This is a genomic window from Prosthecobacter sp., assembly GCF_044232965.1.
In the GTDB taxonomy this organism is placed as follows: domain Bacteria; phylum Verrucomicrobiota; class Verrucomicrobiia; order Verrucomicrobiales; family Verrucomicrobiaceae; genus Prosthecobacter.
In genome coordinates this window covers 100,715-117,112 of sequence record NZ_JBIIKX010000005.1, presented here as the reverse complement: position 1 = coordinate 117,112, position 16,398 = coordinate 100,715, and the positions used below count along the sequence as shown (strand labels likewise).

Annotated in this window: 16 protein-coding genes; 8 read left to right on the top strand and 8 right to left on the bottom strand. The window is 61.0% G+C overall.

Going from position 1 to position 16,398, the window contains the following annotated elements; genetic code table 11:
* Positions 1-63 precede the first annotated feature (63 nt).
* A complete protein-coding gene (locus tag ACILSI_RS03940; protein WP_395720544.1) occupies positions 64-1,374 on the top strand; it encodes a L,D-transpeptidase family protein in 1,311 nt (436 codons plus the stop codon).
* Here ACILSI_RS03940 and mpl read toward each other — a convergent pair.
* Entirely contained in the window at positions 1,371-2,756 is a 1,386-nt protein-coding gene (gene mpl / locus ACILSI_RS03935; protein WP_395720543.1) for a UDP-N-acetylmuramate:L-alanyl-gamma-D-glutamyl-meso-diaminopimelate ligase, read from the bottom strand. The two genes, ACILSI_RS03940 and mpl, sit on opposite strands and share 4 nt — an antisense overlap.
* A 105-nt stretch (positions 2,757-2,861) precedes the next feature.
* Positions 2,862-3,443 (bottom strand): DNA repair protein RecO, encoded by a 582-nt coding sequence (gene recO, locus ACILSI_RS03930; protein WP_395720542.1) that lies wholly within the window; start codon positions 3,441-3,443, stop codon positions 2,862-2,864.
* Positions 3,444-3,455: 12 nt separating this feature from the next.
* On the opposite strand from recO, the gene prfB reads away from it, so the two are divergent.
* The 6 genes from prfB (at position 3,456) to rnr (ending at position 10,305) form a co-directional block, all read left to right on the top strand.
* A protein-coding gene (gene prfB / locus ACILSI_RS03925) for a peptide chain release factor 2 (protein WP_395720541.1) occupies positions 3,456-4,605 on the top strand; the annotation gives its coding sequence in 2 pieces (ribosomal slippage) (positions 3,456-3,542 and positions 3,544-4,605; 1,149 coding nt in all).
* Positions 4,606-4,703: 98 nt separating this feature from the next.
* Positions 4,704-5,570, top strand: coding sequence for a helix-turn-helix domain-containing protein (locus ACILSI_RS03920; RefSeq protein ID WP_395720540.1), 867 nt, complete (start codon positions 4,704-4,706; stop codon positions 5,568-5,570).
* A 42-nt stretch (positions 5,571-5,612) separates the two neighbouring features.
* Positions 5,613-6,410, top strand: a complete 798-nt coding sequence (locus ACILSI_RS03915) for an Hsp33 family molecular chaperone HslO (RefSeq protein ID WP_395720539.1) — start codon at positions 5,613-5,615, stop codon at positions 6,408-6,410.
* A gap of 3 nt (positions 6,411-6,413) precedes the next feature.
* A complete protein-coding gene (locus ACILSI_RS03910; protein WP_395720538.1) occupies positions 6,414-7,502 on the top strand; it encodes a glycosyltransferase family 4 protein in 1,089 nt (362 codons plus the stop codon).
* 2 nt (positions 7,503-7,504) lie between these two features.
* Positions 7,505-8,041, top strand: a complete 537-nt coding sequence (locus ACILSI_RS03905; protein ID WP_395720537.1) for a YkgJ family cysteine cluster protein — start codon at positions 7,505-7,507, stop codon at positions 8,039-8,041.
* A gap of 41 nt (positions 8,042-8,082) precedes the next feature.
* Positions 8,083-10,305 carry a ribonuclease R gene (gene rnr, locus ACILSI_RS03900; protein WP_395720536.1) on the top strand — a complete coding sequence of 741 codons (2,223 nt, stop codon included), beginning with the start codon at positions 8,083-8,085 and terminating at the stop codon, positions 10,303-10,305.
* A gap of 129 nt (positions 10,306-10,434) precedes the next feature.
* Here the strand turns inward: rnr and trpS are convergent, their stop codons facing one another.
* From trpS to ACILSI_RS03870, 6 genes are all read right to left on the bottom strand, one after another.
* Entirely contained in the window at positions 10,435-11,400 is a 966-nt protein-coding gene (gene trpS, locus ACILSI_RS03895) for a tryptophan--tRNA ligase (RefSeq protein WP_395720535.1), read from the bottom strand.
* Between the two features lie 34 nt (positions 11,401-11,434).
* Positions 11,435-12,268, bottom strand: coding sequence for a metal ABC transporter permease (locus tag ACILSI_RS03890; protein WP_395720534.1), 834 nt, complete (start codon positions 12,266-12,268; stop codon positions 11,435-11,437).
* Entirely contained in the window at positions 12,265-13,116 is an 852-nt protein-coding gene (locus ACILSI_RS03885; RefSeq protein ID WP_395720533.1) for a metal ABC transporter permease, read from the bottom strand. Before ACILSI_RS03885 ends, ACILSI_RS03890 begins: the two co-directional genes overlap by 4 nt.
* A gap of 69 nt (positions 13,117-13,185) precedes the next feature.
* A complete protein-coding gene (locus tag ACILSI_RS03880; protein ID WP_395720532.1) occupies positions 13,186-14,094 on the bottom strand; it encodes a manganese/iron ABC transporter ATP-binding protein in 909 nt (302 codons plus the stop codon).
* A 2-nt stretch (positions 14,095-14,096) separates the two neighbouring features.
* Positions 14,097-14,996 carry a metal ABC transporter substrate-binding protein gene (locus ACILSI_RS03875; protein ID WP_395720531.1) on the bottom strand — a complete coding sequence of 300 codons (900 nt, stop codon included), beginning with the start codon at positions 14,994-14,996 and terminating at the stop codon, positions 14,097-14,099.
* Positions 14,997-15,002: 6 nt separating this feature from the next.
* A complete protein-coding gene (locus ACILSI_RS03870; protein ID WP_395720530.1) occupies positions 15,003-15,785 on the bottom strand; it encodes a transporter in 783 nt (260 codons plus the stop codon).
* Between the two features lie 134 nt (positions 15,786-15,919).
* On the opposite strand from ACILSI_RS03870, the gene mntR reads away from it, so the two are divergent.
* Positions 15,920-16,369, top strand: a complete 450-nt coding sequence (gene mntR, locus ACILSI_RS03865; RefSeq protein WP_395720529.1) for a transcriptional regulator MntR — start codon at positions 15,920-15,922, stop codon at positions 16,367-16,369.
* The last annotated feature ends 29 nt before the right edge of the window (positions 16,370-16,398 follow it).

Sequence of the window (16,398 nt, the reverse complement as noted above, 5' to 3'; positions counted from 1 at the left end):
ACCGGTCATTTTTGTTATCGGTGGCAGCCTTGTGACTCAAAAATGAAAAGCCGGTGGCTCAACATGCTCAGCGCCTGCGTGCTCCCGCCCATCGTCGGCGTTGGAGTTTGTGGCAGCCTCATCCATCTGCTCAAGAACCATGATCTGTTTCGCATGGAGGCGGCCAGACTTCCCACCGCCAAGACAAGCCAAATTCGGCAGGCGCGGTTGTCTGAAAGTTCGGCCGAAATCCGCGCCACGCTGCGGCTCAATGGCGCGACCGACATCGTGCCGCATCGAATCCCTGACAGCGAGGAAAAGGCCGCGCTGCAACGCGCAGTGACACAGCCGAAAGCCAAATCCACACCCGCTCCTTCCTCCAGGGCCGAGCCTGGGATCGCAGCAGTTAAAAAGGCCGCCCCGCATCCCTTCATACCTCGTGTCTGGCGACCACTGGTGGACCCAATCACTGATTTTTGGACCACCTTGATGCCGCGTACCGACGCGCTACCCCAGGTTTATCAGGCGGTGCTCAATGATGACCCCGCTCATCTCGCCCGAATCATCGCGCAGGGTTTCTCGCCGCATGAAAAAACCCTGGGAGGTGACACGCCGCTCTGTGCCGCCGTGCGCATGGGCCGCGCTGAGTGTGTGCGAGTACTGGCGCTCGCTGGCGTGGACTTGAACCAGCCTTCGCACGAACAACAGCCGCCCATTGCCCTCGCCTCCCTGCGCCGCAACGCGCCGGTGCTCGAAGCCCTGCTCGATTCAGGCGTCGATCCCAACACGCGATTCAAAACGCCGGTGCTGAAGCAAGTCGTTGACCGCTGTGTGATCAAGGATCTGCGCAACGCGCTGGAGAGCGACCGTGGCATCACGCCTCTCATCTGCTGCGCCGCGCGCGGTGATGTCGAAGGAGCCGTCACCTTGCTACAGGCGGGCGCAAAGCCCGGTGTCTGCACCACGCGCTATCATCGTTACCCGATCAACTTCGCCGCCACGCAGGGCTACCTCTTTCTCATGCGTGTGCTTCTTGGGCGCGATCCTGAGTCCGAGCCGGACACGCTGGTCACCGTGGATCTTTCCAACCAACGCGCCTGGGTCATGAAGCAGGGGCGCATCGTCAACAGCACCAGCGTCTCCACTGGACGCGAAGGTTACAACACACCCGCCGGACGCTATGTCATCACCGACAAGCACCGCTCGCACACCTCCACGCTGTATCATGTGGCCATGCCATGGTTCATGCGCCTGAACTGCGGCGCCATCGGCCTGCACAGCGGCTACGTCACCGGACGTCCGGCCTCCCATGGCTGCATCCGTCTGCCTTATGAGAAGGCCAGGGAGTTCTTCCAACAACTCGCCGTGGGCGACGAGGTGGAGATCGTCCACTAAAGCGTCTTCAAGAGCTTGTCGTGGATGCCGTCGAAGCCGCCGTTGCTGAAAACGACGATCACATCGCCATCCCGACTTTCACTCTTCAAGCGGTTCACAATGGCGTCGGTGTTCACCTCAAACCAGCACGGCTTGCCACGCGCCGTCACGGCGGCGGCCACCTTCACGGTGTCCAGGCGCTGATCGGCGGCGACTTTTTCGGGATTCGCCACGGCGGCGATGACGGAGGCATCCGCCTCGGCCAGCGCCTCGATCAATTCGTTTTGCAGCACGTTGCGGCGACTGGTGTTCGAGCGCGGCTCAAACAAGGCCCACAGGCGGCGGCCGTTGTAGCGCTGGCGCAGGCCGCGCAGCGTTTCGCGGATTGCCGTCGGATGATGACCAAAATCATCAATCACCGTGATGCCATGCGCCGTGCCGCGCTCCTGCTGGCGGCGGCGGATGCCACGGAAGCTCATGAGGCCGGCTCGAATCTCATCATCGCTCAATCCGGCGAAACGCGCCGCGCACACGCACATCGCCGCGTTGCGCGCGTTGAACTCGCCCACCATGGGCACTTCAAAAGCGTCGCCGTTGATCTCAAAAGCCGTGCTCTCCGGCGTCACTGCCGTGATCTTGATGCGGAAGTCACAGGTCGGCCCCATACCGACCGTTTTCAGCGGTGCCGGGCACTTGGCGCGCAGCGAGAGGCAGTTTGCATCATCGCCATTGATCAGCACCAGCCCGTTGCGCGGCACGGTGTTTAAGAAGCGCTGAAACGAGAGAAGGATTGCGTCCAGATTCTCAAAGATGTCCGCGTGATCGAACTCGATGTTGTTCACGATCGCGCACTCCGGCAGGTAGTGCAGGAATTTGCTGCGCTTGTCGAAGTAGGCCGTGTCGTACTCGTCCCCCTCGATGACAAACAGGTCCGAATGCGTGAAGCGTGCGCCCGATTCGAAGTTCTCCGGCACTCCGCCGATCATGAAGCCCGGATTCTTGCCCGCATGCTCGTAAATCCACGCCAGCATCGTTGTCGTCGTCGTTTTGCCATGCGTGCCGGTGACCACAAAGCTGCGCTTCCCCTGGATCACCTCGCGCTTCAGCATCTCCGCCATCGACACATATGGCAGCTTCTTTTCCAGCAGCGCCTCGAGCTCGGGATTGCCGCGTGAGATGGCGTTGCCCACGACATAGACATCGGCGTTCAGCGGCAGGTTTTCCGGCAGGTAGCCTTCAGTCACACGGATGCCCGCGTCCCGCAGCACATCACTCATCGGAGGATACACTTTTTCGTCCGAACCGCTGACTGGGTGGCCCAGTGCCCGGAGTGCGACCGCAGTCGAGCCCATCGCGGTGCCGCAGATGCCGATGAAATGAATGTGCTTGGTGCTGGATGCCATGAATGAGGGGTCAGCCCGGATTTAAGCCGGACTTTCCGGCCCTGCCCGCAAAAAATTCAGCTTTCCTGGAATAATCCAGCCGGCCCTTCTCGCGCCTCTGTTCCATCAATGCTTCGCCATCCAATCCACCAACTGCCGTCGCTGCACGGGCAGTTTGCGGTGAAAGCTGTCTTCAATCGCCGCGGCGGCCATGCCAGTTTCGCCTTCGGGGATGATGCCGAGCATTTCACCGAGGCGTTGTTCGAAGCGTGTGATCAGGGCTGGCACGGGGTCTTTCGCGGCGAGGTAGTCGAGCGCTTTGACGAGCAGTTCGTGAATCTCGGGGATCGGTGAGCCGGTTTCGGCGACGAGGGTGATCAATTTGACGACGTAAGTCGCGGCGAGCACGCGCCCGTAGCTTTCACGCAGGCCGAGACGTGGATTGGTCCAACGCGCCTCGGCCAGCGTGTGCAGGTCGCCGGATTTGCTGCGCACGAAGCGGAGTTCGGCGGAGACGAAGAGGTCCAGCACGCCATTGAGCGGTGATTTGGGCCGCAGCGCACCTTTCGCCATCGTTCGGAAGAGTCCGATCTCAGGCGAGCACCACTGCACGATGAGACTCGTCTCCGCATAACGCGTGCGTCCGATGAGGATGGCCTCGGTTTTTTCCATGATGACAAAGGCGTTGAACTCGCGCGCCCAAGCCATTATCTACGCCGCATGGAAAAGACCAGCAAGACCATCCTCACCGACCTCCAAGCCCTCGACACCACCGCACTCAAGGCAAGGTTGGGCGAGCTCCGGAGGTATCTTTGACGTACCGAAATTAAAAGACGAGCTGGCAATGCTGGAGGACCGCATGGGCGCCCCCGGCTTCTGGGATGACGCGAACGCGGCGCGGAAGACGATCGACCGCACGAATGTCATCAAAAAGAAAATCGGACCGCTCCAGGATCTGGAGCAGCGGGCTGGAGATTTTGACGGACTCATCGACCTCGCCAAAGAGGCGGGCGACGTGGACACCTGGCGCGAGGTCGATCAGGAGCACACGAAGCTCGAAAACGACGTGAGCGCCTTTGAGCTCAGCCAGCTCCTCAGCGGGCCGTTTGATCGCGGCAATGCCTTCATCACCATCCACTCCGGTGCCGGTGGTACGGAGGCCTGTGACTGGGCGGACATGCTCATGCGCATGTATCAGCGCTGGTGCCAGCGCCGCGGCTACAAGGTCGAACTCATCGATCACGAAGCTGGCGATGACGTGGGCACACGCTCCGCCACGCTCGAAATCATCGGCGAAAATGCCTTCGGCTTCCTGCAAACCGAGCGCGGCGTGCATCGCCTTGTGCGCATCTCGCCCTTTGACGCGGCGAAGAAGCGCCACACTTCCTTTGCCTCGATTGATGTCACGCCGGATTCCGAAGAAGAGATCGACATCGTCGTGCGCGATGAAGACCTCCGCGTCGATACTTACCGTGCCGGCGGCAAGGGCGGCCAGAACGTGAACAAGGTCGAAACCGCCGTGCGACTGACACACATTCCCAGCGGTGTCATCGTTGCCTGCCAGATCGAGCGCAGCCAGCCCAAGAACCGCGCCAAAGCCATGGCGATGTTGAAGGCGAAGCTCTTCCAGATCGAGGAAGACAAGCGTCAGGCCGAAATCGACCGCCAGTATGGCGAGAAAAGCGACATCGGCTGGGGCAGCCAGATCCGCAGCTACGTCTTCCAGCCCTACCAGATGGTCAAAGACCACCGCACCGGTGAAAAAACCAGCAGCGTCCAGGCCGTGATGGACGGCGACCTCGACGCCTTCATGGAAGCCAAGCTGCGCGGCCGGAAGGCCGGTGACAATGACAAGGATGATGACGTGTAGAAGAAGTTTGCGGTGGTTGGCAGTTGTTTGCTATCGTTGGCAATGGTTGAACAATCGCAAACCACTGCCAACAACGGCCAACCATTGCAAACCTACCCATGAAGCCTGTCTTCGAAAAAGTGCCCAAGCGCCAGTGGGAGTCGTTCCACTGCGAGGTGGTGCGTGGGCCGGACTATGGGACGCGCTGGCATTTTCACCCTGAGTATCAGCTCACGCTGGCCATTGAGAGCAGCGGGCACCGTGTGGTGGGGGACAACATCGGCACGCTGACGGATGGCGACATCGTGTTGCTCGGCTCCAATCTGCCGCACGTCTGGCATCAGGACACCGGCGGCAAGGCGCGGCAGGTGCATGCGATCATCGTGCGCTTCGACGACACCTTTTTGGGGCGCGATTTCTTCTCGCTGCCGGAGGTGGAGCCGGTCAGACGACTCTTGCAACGCGCCGCTCGCGGTCTGGCGGTGCGCGGGGCCACGCGCACCGCTGTGACGGAGCACATGAAACGCCTCGCTCAGAGCGATGGACTCGCCCGTGTGATCGAGCTGCTGGCCATCCTGGACACACTGGCGAATTCGGATGAGCTGAAGACGCTCGCCAGCGCCAGCTACGAGCCGAAGCTCGAATCCGCCGACCAGGACCGCATGGAGCGCGTGGTGGATTTCATCCACTCGCATCTGACCGATGAGATCGACCGCGAGCGGCTGGCGAAGCTGGCGCACCTCAGCCTGGGGGCCTTCAGCCGCTTTTTCCATTCACGCACGGGCAAAACGGTGCCGGAATATGTGAACGAGGTGCGCATCGGTCGCGCCTGCCGCATGCTGGGCGAGGATGCGGGAAACATCACCGACATCGCCATGGACTGCGGCTACCGCAACCTGGCGAACTTCAACCGCCGCTTCCGCGAGGTCATGGGCACCACGCCCAGCGCCTACCGGCAGAAGTTCCGCGGCGTGGCCGGGCAGTAGCGCAGGCTTGCGTGCCGCTTTTTCCGGTGAGATAGCAGGGGCATGAGTCAGATGCTTGAACCGGACCTGTCCGTGGTGGAACTCCGCTCCTATTTCGTGCGGAAGCGCAATGCGCTGCTGGTGCGCGGCCGTTTCAGCCCGCTGTACCTTGATTATTACCTGCATCTGATGCAGCACGGCATCCAGCATGCCGAATCCCTGGACCAGATGCTGAAGGACACTCTTGCAGCCCTCGCGCTGCATCTGTGCTCGCGACCGCAGGACGAGAGCTGCGCGTGGACGATCCATGTGAAGGAGCCGCAGCGGGCGAATGTCTTCGTCACCGGCAGCACACGGCCCGGCCGTGTGACTGGTCGCGTTTTCACCGAGGACGTGCGCCAGGAGGGCGAGGCGATGTTCATCGCGCAAACCACGCGCCCGGATCATCAGCCGCGTCAGAGCATGATCGAATTCCACGGCGACGACATGCTGAAGGCCGTTGAGGCGTTCTACACCACCAGCGAGCAGCGTCTCACGCGCTTCTTCCGGCTCGAAGACGAGGAGTTTGTGCAAATCTCCGCCGAGCCTGACTGCGACGAGATCTGGCTCTCTGAGCTGGCGCTGGAAAACGTGCTAGAACTCGAAACGACCGAGCATCTCACCCTGCTGGAGACGCGCGGCTACATGTTTGACTGCGGCTGCTCGGTGGAGCGGCTCATGCCCATCATCATGCGCCTGCCGCAGGACGATCTGGACCACATTTTCGAGGACGGCATCGCCCAGATCACCTGTCCGCGCTGTGGCTCGGTCTATCGCACGCCGAAGGCGAGTTTCGAGGAATGGCGGCAGAAGCAGTCCTAGCGCATGAAACTCGCCCTCATCCGCCGCCAGTTTTCCGCCACCGGTGGTGCGGAGCTGTATGTGCAGCGTTTGCTGGCCGCGCTTGTGTCCGCAGGCCATGAGACGCACCTGTTTGCCGAAAAATGGCAGGGGCAGGCCACGGGCGTGCAGTTCCACACCATCAACGTCAATGCCTCACGCGCCGAACGACCGCTGCGTTTCGCCGAGGGCGTGAACGCCGCTTTGCAGCAGGAAAAGTTCGACTGCGTCTTCAGCCTGGAGCGCACGCTGAAGCAGGACGTGTATCGTGCTGGAGACGGCCTGCATCGTGTGTGGCTGGAGCGCCGCAAACAGTTTGCGCCGTGGTGGAAACGACCGCTCATCGGCCTGGGAGCCTTTCATCGCAACATGCTGGAGCTCGAAGCGCAAACGTTTGACCCGGTGAACACGAGGCACGTCATCGTGAACTCCGAGATGGTGCGCGGCGAGATCGCCCGACACTTTCCCGCCTTCCCGCAGGAGCGTGTGCATCTCGTCCGCAACGGTGTGGAGGTTCGGCGATTCCAGAATGTGGATCGTGCTGCTGCAAGGCAGCGTTTCGGCCTCGCAGAAGATGATTTCGTACTCGTCTTCGTCGGCTCCGGCTGGGAGCGCAAGGGACTGCCCTGGCTGCTCAAGTTCATGGCTGGGCGCAGTGACGATCCCCGGCTCAAACTCCTGGTCGTCACGCGGGACCGCATGCGTGGCAGGGTGCCGCCGAACGTCATCCTCGCCGGGCCGCTTTCAGATGTCGAAACGGTCTACGCGGCGGCCGATCTGCTCACGTTTCTGCCGATTTACGAGCCTTGTTCGAATGTGGTGAGCGAAGCGCTCGCCACGGGCATTCCCGTCATTACCACCAGTTTCAACGGTGCGTCCGAATTGATCGAACCCGGCGTCAACGGCCACGTCCTCGACGATCCGCGTGATTTTTCCGCGCTGGGCATGTGCGTGAATCACTGGCGGGCGCGAGGCAATGTGGGTCCGGTGAAAACACACCAGCCGCTCGATTTGGAAGCCAATGTGAGGCAGACCCTTCAAGTGCTCGAACGCGCCGCCCAAATTCGTGACTGACCATGAGTGCGGAAAACTTCACCGAAGCCGCCTCGCGCCTCTGCACGGCGTGCGGGATGTGCTGTGACGGGACGATGTTTCAAATCGTGCGCATGCAGCCGGGTGATTGTGCGGCGGAGCTCGGGAAGCTGGGGTTGAAGATCCGCAGCCGTAACGGTGAGTTTCACATGGAGCAGCCGTGCGCGGCGCTGAAGGAGCTGAGATGCACGGTTTATGAGAAGCGACCAACGCGCTGTCGGCTGTTTCATTGCCAGCAGCTCCGGCTGATGGAGACGGGCGAGACGACTGAGCCCGAGGCGATGAAGTTGATCCTCGAAACACGCGCACAGGCAGCGCTGGTGCGTGATCTGATCGAGCAAAACGGACTGCGGGAGGACGGCCAGGCACTGCTGGACCGCTTCGAGCGTGTGATGAGCACACCGGTGGACGCTGCGCTGGAACCGGAGCTGGCGGTGGCGCGCGAGGCTTTGGACAACGCGATGCGCAAGCTGCGGCGGGTCATCAACCGCGAGTTCCGGCCGCCTCCGCTGGCTGGCTGACGAATGATTCGTCTTTTTGCGCTTTAGTGCCATGCTGGCGGATGGAACTGAAATTATTGAAGCTGCTTGGCAGTGAGGACTATGTGCCCTCGAATGTGCCGGAGCTGCTTTCCCAACTGGGCATGAAGCCCAATCAACAGCAGGTGCTGCAAAGCCTGCTCAAAACCCTGGAGAAACAGGGAAAAATCGTCCGCACGAAGGGCAATCGCTACATCGTGGCGAAGGAGGCGGACTTGGTCCCCGGTGTGATTCAGATCACCCGCGGCGGGCGTGGTTTTGTGCAGCCGGACGAGGCGGGCATCACCGAGATCAGCATCTCGGACAGGGACACGGGCACGGCGATGCATGGCGATCGTGTGCTGGTGCGTCTGGATGTGAAGCCGGGACAGACGGACAACAGCGGCAGCGTGGTGCGTGTGCTGGAGCGCAAGCGCACGCAGTTTGTCGGCACCTTGCAGCGCTCGAAGCAGTTCCTGCACGTCACGCCGGATGATCCGCGCCTGCCTGGGGCGATCTATGTGTCCGAACCCCGCGACGTGGGCCGCAAGCCGAACGTGGGGGACAAGGTGGTCGTGGAAATCACGCAGTGGGAGTCCAAGCAGACCGCGCCGGAGGGCGAGATCATCGAAGTGCTCGGTCCGCCGGATGAGGAGGGTGTCGATATGCTCTCCGTGCTTCGTCATTACGACCTGCCGCTGCATTTTCCGAAGAACGTGCTGCATGAGGCGCAGACGATTGCCAAGTCGCGACCGGACAACCAGCCGAGTGCGCAGGAATGCGCCCACCGAGTTGATTGCCGACCGCATAACGTCATCACGATCGATCCTGATGACGCGAAAGATTTTGATGATGCAATCTGCATTCAAAAACATGGCGATCAGTGGCAGTTGTGGGTTCACATCGCCGATGTGTCCCATTATGTGCTGCCGGGCAGTGCTTTGGATGTCGAGGCCAGGAAGCGCGGCAATTCGACCTACCTCGTGGATCGCGTGATTCCGATGCTGCCGGAGGCGCTGAGCAACGAACTGTGCTCGCTGAAGCCGAACGTGGACCGTTTGACGAAGTGCGTGGAGTTCGTGCTGTCGAAGGATGGAAGTGTCGTCAGCTCGAAGTTTTACGCCGCCGTGATCCGCTCGAAGCGTCGCTTTACTTATAAGGAGGCGTTTGCGGCCATTCAGGTGCCGCCAGCAAATGAGACTGAGCAGATGCTGCATGATGCGCACGCCATGGCGCAGAAGATACGTCATCATCGCTTCAAGAACGGCTCGCTCGATCTCGACTTCCCGGAGAACAAGATCCGGCTCGATGAGCAGGGCAAGGTGCTGCGCATCGAGCGCATCGAGAACGATGTCTCGCATCAGTTGATCGAGGAATACATGCTGCTGGCCAACGAGGCTGTCGCTGGCCGTCTCATGGGCTTGAACCGTCCTTCCGTATATCGCATTCACGAGTCGCCCAAGGAAAAGCGGCTCAATGATTATCGTGAGGACGTGCTCAGCCATCGCGTGCCGTGCGGAAACCTCACGCATCGTCCTGAGGTGCAGAAACTGCTCAGCAAGCTCGGCACGCTGCCGATTGGCCCCGCGTTGAAGATCGGCTTCCTGCGCTCGCTCATGCGCGCACGTTACGCCGTGGAGCCGCTCGGGCATTACGGCCTCGCGAAGACGAAGTACACGCATTTCACCTCGCCGATCCGCCGCTACGCCGATCTCGTCGTGCATCGCTCGTTGTTCGACAAGGTGGAGCTTCAAGTCGGCATTGCGAAGCAGATCGCCGATCACATCAGCACCACGGAAAAGAACTCCTCCGATGCTGAGCGAGACAGCAAGGAGGTGAAGCTCTACGCCTACCTCAAGGCCCAGATCGCCTCGAAAAAGCCGCAGCCTTATGCCGCGCTCGTCACCGATGTGCGAAACTTTGGCTTCTTCGTTGATGTGCCGGATCTCGGCCTCAGCGGCGTCGTGCCGCTTTCGGCCATTCCCGATGACTTCTTCATCTTCGATCCCGCCACCCGTCAGCTCACGGGCCGTCACACGCGCCGCGTGATTCGTCTCGGCGACAACCTCGTCGTGCAGATCTACAAGGTGGACAGCTTCAAGAAGCAGGTGGATTTCATGCTTGTTCCCTCACGCGACAGGCCGACGCGCCAGGATCGTTCCGAGCGGCAGGAACGCCGAGGCCCGCCTGATCGTGAACCCCGCCAAACAGCGGCTCCGCGCAAACCCGGTCACGGGCACAAGCGCGCGCAGAAGCGGCGAAAGTAGCCATCTCGCTCCGCGAGATGAGCGGAGAGCTGGCGCAGAAATAAAACGATTCCGAATCTCGAAAGCGCCGCGTGAGGGCGTGAGCGCCATGCTCATCACGCGGAGCGATGATGGCTACTTTGCTTCGCCTCACCCCAAACCCACCGCATCACGCACGCGGCTGAGCGTCTTGCGTGCGACGGCGCGGGCTTTCTCGGCTCCTTCGGATAAGACTTTGTCCACATAGCCCTTGTCAGCGAGGATTTCATCGCGGCGGGCGCGGTAGGGGGCGAAGTAGTCGGTGACGCCTTGCAGCAGGCGCTTTTTGAAGTCGCCGTAGCCGACGCCGCCGTTGAGGTGGTCGTTCACCATCGTGTCGTAATCGGCCTCGGAGGCGACGAGTTTGTAGAGGGCGAGGATGCTGCTGCCTTCGACGGGCTTGGGGGCCTCGACGGGCGTGGAGTCGGTCTTGATGCCCATGATTTTCTTTTTGAGAGGTCCGGGCTCCTCAAACAACGGGATGGTGTTGTCGTAGCTCTTGCTCATCTTCTGGCCGTCGAGGCCGGGGACGACGGCGGTGGCCTCCTGGATGCGTGGCTGCGGCAGTTTGAAGAGGCCTTCGCCGAAGGTTTCGTTCATCTTGATGGCGATGTCGCGGGTGACCTCGACGTGCTGCTTCTGATCTTTGCCCACGGGGACGACATCGCTGTCGTACATCAAAATATCCGCCGCCATGAGCACGGGATAGGCAAAGAGACCGTGCGAGGCATGAAGGCCACGGGCGATCTTGTCCTTGTAGCTGTGGCAGCGCTCCAGCAGGCCCATCGGTGTGACGGTGCTGAGGATCCAGGCCAGTTCGCAGTGCTCCGGCACGTCGCTCTGGCGGAAGAAGACGCATTTCGTCGGGTCGAGGCCGCAGGCGAGGAAATCGACGGCGAGTTCGCGCACATAGCCGCGCAGGGCCTTGCCATCCTGCACGGAGGTGAGGGAATGGTAGTCGGCGATGAAGTAGTAGGCGTCGCCTTCATGCTGCAGCTTGAGCGCAGGCTTCATCATGCCGAAGTAATTGCCGATGTGAAGTCTGCCGCTGGGTTGAAGTCCGGAAAGGATGCGCATAAGGCCGCTGATATGGCGGCGCGTGCCGGAGTCGTCAAGCCAGCCGTTTGCGCGCGGCGATCAGGCCGTGCTTGGGGCCAAAAACAAAGGCCAAGGCGAACAAAGCTGCTTGCGCGAGCACGATGCAGGCACCGGTGGCCCCATTGATAAAGAAACTGACATAGACACCGAGGCAGCTTGCTAGCACGGAGGAGCCGGCGGCGATGAGCAGCATGTGGTCGAAGCGATCGGTAAGCAGCCGGGCGGTGCAGCCGGGGGTGATGAGCATGGCCACGACGAGGATGATGCCGACGGCCTGGAGCGAGGCGACGATGGTAGCCGCCAGCAGGCCCAGGAGCACATAGTGGAGCAGGTTGGTGTTCAGGCCGATGGCGCGGGCATGGGCGGCGTCGAAGCAGAACAGCAGCAGGTCTTTGCGCATGAACAGGATGACCAGCAGCGTCAGCACCGAGGCCGTGATGGTCTGGATCATGTCATCGCGTTCGATGCCGAGGATGTTGCCGAACAGGATGTGGTTCAGATGCGCTTCTGTTTCGACTTTGGTAAACAGCACGAGGCCGAAGGCAAATAATCCGGTGAAGACGATGCCCATGACGGTGTCTTCTTTGATGCGGGTGTTGGATTTGATCCAGCCAATGGCCGTGGCGCACAACAGGCCGGAGGCAAACGCACCCACGGGCAGCGGCAGACCGAGCATGTAGGCACCGACCACGCCGGGCAGCACGGCGTGGGAGATGGCGTCGCCCATGAGTGACCAGCCTTTGAGCACTAGGTAGCATGAGAGCACCGCGCACACGGCCCCGACGAGAGCGCCGACGAGCAGCGCCTCGATCATGAAGCTGTATTGGAAGGGGGTGAGCAGGTTCATGACATGGCGGCGGCGCGGCGCTGAGTGCGTGCGGCGAGGAGGCCGTGCTTGGGTGCGAGCACGAGTGCGACGAGAAAGACGAGTGTTTGTAAAACCACGATGCAGCCGCCGGTGGAGCCGTTCAGGAAGTAGCTGGCATACGCGCCCACCACACCGCATGTCACTCCGGTGATCGTGGCGATGATGAGCATTTTGCCAAAGCGATCGGTCAATAGATAGGCCGTGGCCCCCGGTGTGACGAGCATGGCCACGACCAGGCATGCGCCCACGGTCTGCAAGGCCGCGACGGCTGTGGCGGAGAGCAGCGCGAGCAGCAGGAAGTGCAGAAATCGCGTGTTCAGCCCCAGACTGCGGGCATGGCTCTCATCGAAGCAGTAGAGCAGCAGATCGCGCCATTTCAGCCCGAGCACGAGGATGGAAACGGCGGAGATGATGAGCACCTGAAGGATGTCGGGATCGGAGATGGCGAGGATGTTGCCAAAGATGATCGTGCGCAGGTTGAGATTGCTCGGAAACAGCGAGAGCAGCAGCAGGCCGAGGGCAAAAAAGCTGGTGAAAACCACGCCGATCACCGCATCCTCGCGCAGACGTGAGTGATTCTTCACCCAGCCCATGCTCAGCGCCGCCAGGATGCCCGCGACGAACGCTCCGACAGAAAACGGCAGTCCCAGCAGCCAGGCCAGCGACACGCCCGGTACCACCGCATGAGATAACGCATCGCCCATCAGCGACCACCCCTTCAGTGTGATGAAACAGGACAAAAACGCGCACACACCGCCGATGAGGCCGCTCACGAGGATGGCTTTCACCATGTAATCGTAATGGAAGGGGGTGAGAAGGTCAGTCATGGCACTGTAGTTCCGGCTTTAGCCGGTTCTTTGCAGACCGCCTGAAGGCGGGACTACGAACGAAAAGATTCACTCGCCCACCTCCTTCTCCCGCTCCTTCACCAGTTTCTCCCTGCCGAGTCGATCCGTGTACTCCAAATGGCCGTCCTTGCCGAAGACCAGCGGACGTTCGTCGTCAGTGAGCAACTTCACGGTTCTGCCATCGTGCTCTTGGATCGTCGATTGCTCGAAACGGAACTGCCGCAGGACGCCGCCGAAGGCACGCGTGAGGTTGTCTTCCGTGAACACCTTTTCAGTGGGACCGAAGGCGAGCACGGTGCGGTTCACGAGCACGACTTGATCGCAGAACTCAGGCACGCTGCCGAGGTTGTGGGTGGAAACGAGGATGATGTGGCCTTCTTCACGCAAGTCGCGCAGCAGTTCGATGATGGCGGACTCCGTCTGCACATCCACGCCGGTGAAAGGCTCGTCCAGCAGCATGATGCGGCCGCGTTGCGCCAGGGCACGGGCTAGAAAGACGCGCTTCTTTTGTCCTCCGGAGAGTTCGCCGATCTGGCGGTCTGTGAAGTCGCTCATGCCCACGCGCTCCAGGCATTCCTGCGCGATGCGTTTGTCCTCGGCACGCGGGATGCGCATGAAGTTCATGTGGCCGTAGCGGCCCATCATCACCACGTCCCAGACGCTGACCGGGAAAGTCCAGTCCACCTCCTCACTCTGCGGCACATAGGCGACGAGCTTGCGCTTTCTGGATGCTTCGACGGTGAGCCCCGCGATCTGCACGCTGCCTTTCGCCGGACGCAGGAAACCCATGATGGCTTTAAACAACGTGCTCTTACCGCTGCCGTTCACGCCGACCAGGGCGCATATGGTGCCAGCTCCGAGCGTGAACGAGGCGTCCCGCAGCGCGACGTGACCGTTGGTGTACGCCACGGTGACATCGGCGACTTCAATGGAGAGCGGCGGGGTGGTATCGTGCATTGTCAGGGATGGGCGAACGCCTTCACGATTGTGTCAGCGTTGTATTGCAGGAGCTTCAGATACGTCGGTGCGGGGCCGTCGTCGCTGGTGAGCGAGTCCACATACAGCACGCCACCGTAGCGCGCACCGGTTTCCTTCGCCACCTGCAGCATGGCCTTGTCGCTGATGGTGCTTTCCGAGAACACGACCGGGATTTTGTTTGCCCGCACGGTGTCCACAACCTTTTGCACCTGCTGCGGCGTGCCCTCCTGGTCCGCGTTGATGGGCCAGAGATAAAGCTCCTTCATGGCGTAGTTGCGCGTCAGGTAGGAAAAGGCACCTTCGCAGCTCACGAGCCAGCGCTGGTCCGCAGGAATGGCCTCCAGCTTCTTGCGCACCGGCTCATCCACGGCGCGGAGTTCGGCGGTGTAGGCGGCGGCGTTTTTCGTGTAGGTGGCCTCATTCGCGGGATCGAGCTTCACCAGTGCCTTGCGGATGTTTTCCACATAAATGATCGCGTTCGCGGGCGACATCCAGGAATGCGGGTTTGGTTTGCCATTGTAAGGTCCTTCGCCGATGCCCATCGGTTCGATGCCTTCGGTGAGCACCACGCTGGGCACGTCCTTCACCTGCTGCAGGAACTTTTCAAACCAGCGCTCCAGCCCCAGGCCGTTCCACAGCACGAGATCAGCGTCCTGCGCCTTCACGAGATCCAGCGGCGTCGGCTCGTAGTCGTGAATCTCCGCGCCCGGCTTGGTGATGGATTCCACGATGGCCGCCGTGCCCGCGACATTCTGCGCGATGTCTTGGAGGATGGTGAACGTGGTCAGGATGCGCTTCGGGCCTGTTTTTTGTTTTTCAGCAGACGGGCCGCAGGAAACCAGGGAGGCGCAGAGAATGAGGAGGAAGGGGAGTTGTTTCATGGAAGATCAAAAGCGAAAGCTCACGCCGCTGAAGACACCGAGGTCGGGTGCGGGGCGGTTCATGCCAATACGCACGCCCGCGTCAAAGATGAGGGAGTCACTCACAGCAAAAGTCAGGCCCGCGTCGAAAATTCCCTGGTAGTTGGCATCCTGGCCGGTGATGCCGACGATTTCCACATACATTCCCAGTGTTTCCGTCAGCGCGAAGCCGAGCGTGGCGGAGTGGAGCCATTCGAGATCGTAGCCATTGGTGTCCGTGTCGTGAACGATGTCTCCCTCGATCATCAGACCGAGGGCCATCCGGTCCGTCAGAGTGACCGAGAGCGGCATGATGAGGCCGCCTGCCCAGGCTTCGTCGCTGACCTTGGTATGGGTTGGAATGGTCATATAGGGCATGAGGGCGAGCGCTGTCGTGCCGCTGTCGTTGCCCCAGAGGTTTTGCTTCAAGCGGACTGTGATGTCGCCAAAGCCGGAGGTGCGGGTGGCGTCACCGCGCTCGGACTCGCCCGCCACAGCGTGGCTGTTGAGGATCACCTGGAGGTCGGTGCTTTGCGTCAGGCCGGCTTTGAGATTGGTCTGGGCGTAGATCCACTGGTCCGCCACCTTTCCGCGGTCGGTATCGCGGGCGTAATCGAATAAGCTCATCTCCACCTGGAACATCCCGGCGGGCACGGTGTAACCAGACTCGGTGGTGTCCGGGCGGTCGGTGCTCATGGGGCGCACCGGTTCGATGCCGAAGACGGCCTGGCAGGTGAGCAGAAGACTGGCTTTGAAAAGATTGGCTCGCATGATAAAGTTAGCTTGGGCTAAAAACATCAAGTCAGACTGATGGGCAAGTAGAAATTTTAGCCTGGTCTAACTTTCATTTCCATCACCGGGAGTTTCCTCTTTGCCGCAGCCCGCTTCTGGCTACTTCTGCGCCCATGCCACCCAAACGTCAGGAACACACGAGCCACCTAGGCTCTCCAGCCATCGAAGATTACCTTGAGCAGATTCACAATCTTATCGCTTCGAAGGGCTACGCCCGCGTGGTGGACATCGCACAAAACCTGGGCATCTCCCAGGCCAGTGTGACCAACATGATCCAAAAGCTCGATGCGGAGGGCTTTGTCATTTACGAGCGTTATCGCGGCGTGGTTTTGACCGAGGAAGGCAGCAAAGTGGGCGCGGAGATCGCCCGACGGCATGAGGTGCTCACGCGTTTGCTGGCGGGCTTCGGTCTGGACCCTCAGACTGTCCACGAGGATGTGGAGGGGATGGAGCACCACATCAGCCGCCAGACCTTGGATGTGCTGACCTTGCTCATGGAGGAGCTCGAAGGGAATGCCGAGCTGTTGCGCAAGCTGAAGCGCAAGCTGGCGCAAAGCGCATGACAAAATTGTGCTGGTTAAGCGCAACCATG

Excerpts from the sequence above, each read along its gene's own strand:
- ACILSI_RS03920 (WP_395720540.1), top strand. The coding sequence starts at position 4,704 with ATGAAGCCTGTCTTCGAAAAAGTGCCCAAGCGCCAGTGGGAGTCGTTC.
- ACILSI_RS03915 (WP_395720539.1), top strand. The coding sequence starts at position 5,613 with ATGAGTCAGATGCTTGAACCGGACCTGTCCGTGGTGGAACTCCGCTCC.
- recO (WP_395720542.1), bottom strand. The coding sequence starts at position 3,443 with ATGGCTTGGGCGCGCGAGTTCAACGCCTTTGTCATCATGGAAAAAACC.
- ACILSI_RS03890 (WP_395720534.1), bottom strand. The coding sequence starts at position 12,268 with ATGAACCTGCTCACCCCCTTCCAATACAGCTTCATGATCGAGGCGCTG.
- trpS (WP_395720535.1), bottom strand. The coding sequence starts at position 11,400 with ATGCGCATCCTTTCCGGACTTCAACCCAGCGGCAGACTTCACATCGGC.
- ACILSI_RS03905 (WP_395720537.1), top strand. The coding sequence starts at position 7,505 with ATGAGTGCGGAAAACTTCACCGAAGCCGCCTCGCGCCTCTGCACGGCG.
- mpl (WP_395720543.1), bottom strand. The coding sequence starts at position 2,756 with ATGGCATCCAGCACCAAGCACATTCATTTCATCGGCATCTGCGGCACC.
- ACILSI_RS03875 (WP_395720531.1), bottom strand. The coding sequence starts at position 14,996 with ATGAAACAACTCCCCTTCCTCCTCATTCTCTGCGCCTCCCTGGTTTCC.
- ACILSI_RS03870 (WP_395720530.1), bottom strand. The coding sequence starts at position 15,785 with ATGCGAGCCAATCTTTTCAAAGCCAGTCTTCTGCTCACCTGCCAGGCC.
- ACILSI_RS03940 (WP_395720544.1), top strand. The coding sequence starts at position 64 with ATGCTCAGCGCCTGCGTGCTCCCGCCCATCGTCGGCGTTGGAGTTTGT.
- ACILSI_RS03880 (WP_395720532.1), bottom strand. The coding sequence starts at position 14,094 with ATGCACGATACCACCCCGCCGCTCTCCATTGAAGTCGCCGATGTCACC.
- rnr (WP_395720536.1), top strand. The coding sequence starts at position 8,083 with ATGGAACTGAAATTATTGAAGCTGCTTGGCAGTGAGGACTATGTGCCC.
- ACILSI_RS03885 (WP_395720533.1), bottom strand. The coding sequence starts at position 13,116 with ATGACTGACCTTCTCACCCCCTTCCATTACGATTACATGGTGAAAGCC.
- ACILSI_RS03910 (WP_395720538.1), top strand. The coding sequence starts at position 6,414 with ATGAAACTCGCCCTCATCCGCCGCCAGTTTTCCGCCACCGGTGGTGCG.
- mntR (WP_395720529.1), top strand. The coding sequence starts at position 15,920 with ATGCCACCCAAACGTCAGGAACACACGAGCCACCTAGGCTCTCCAGCC.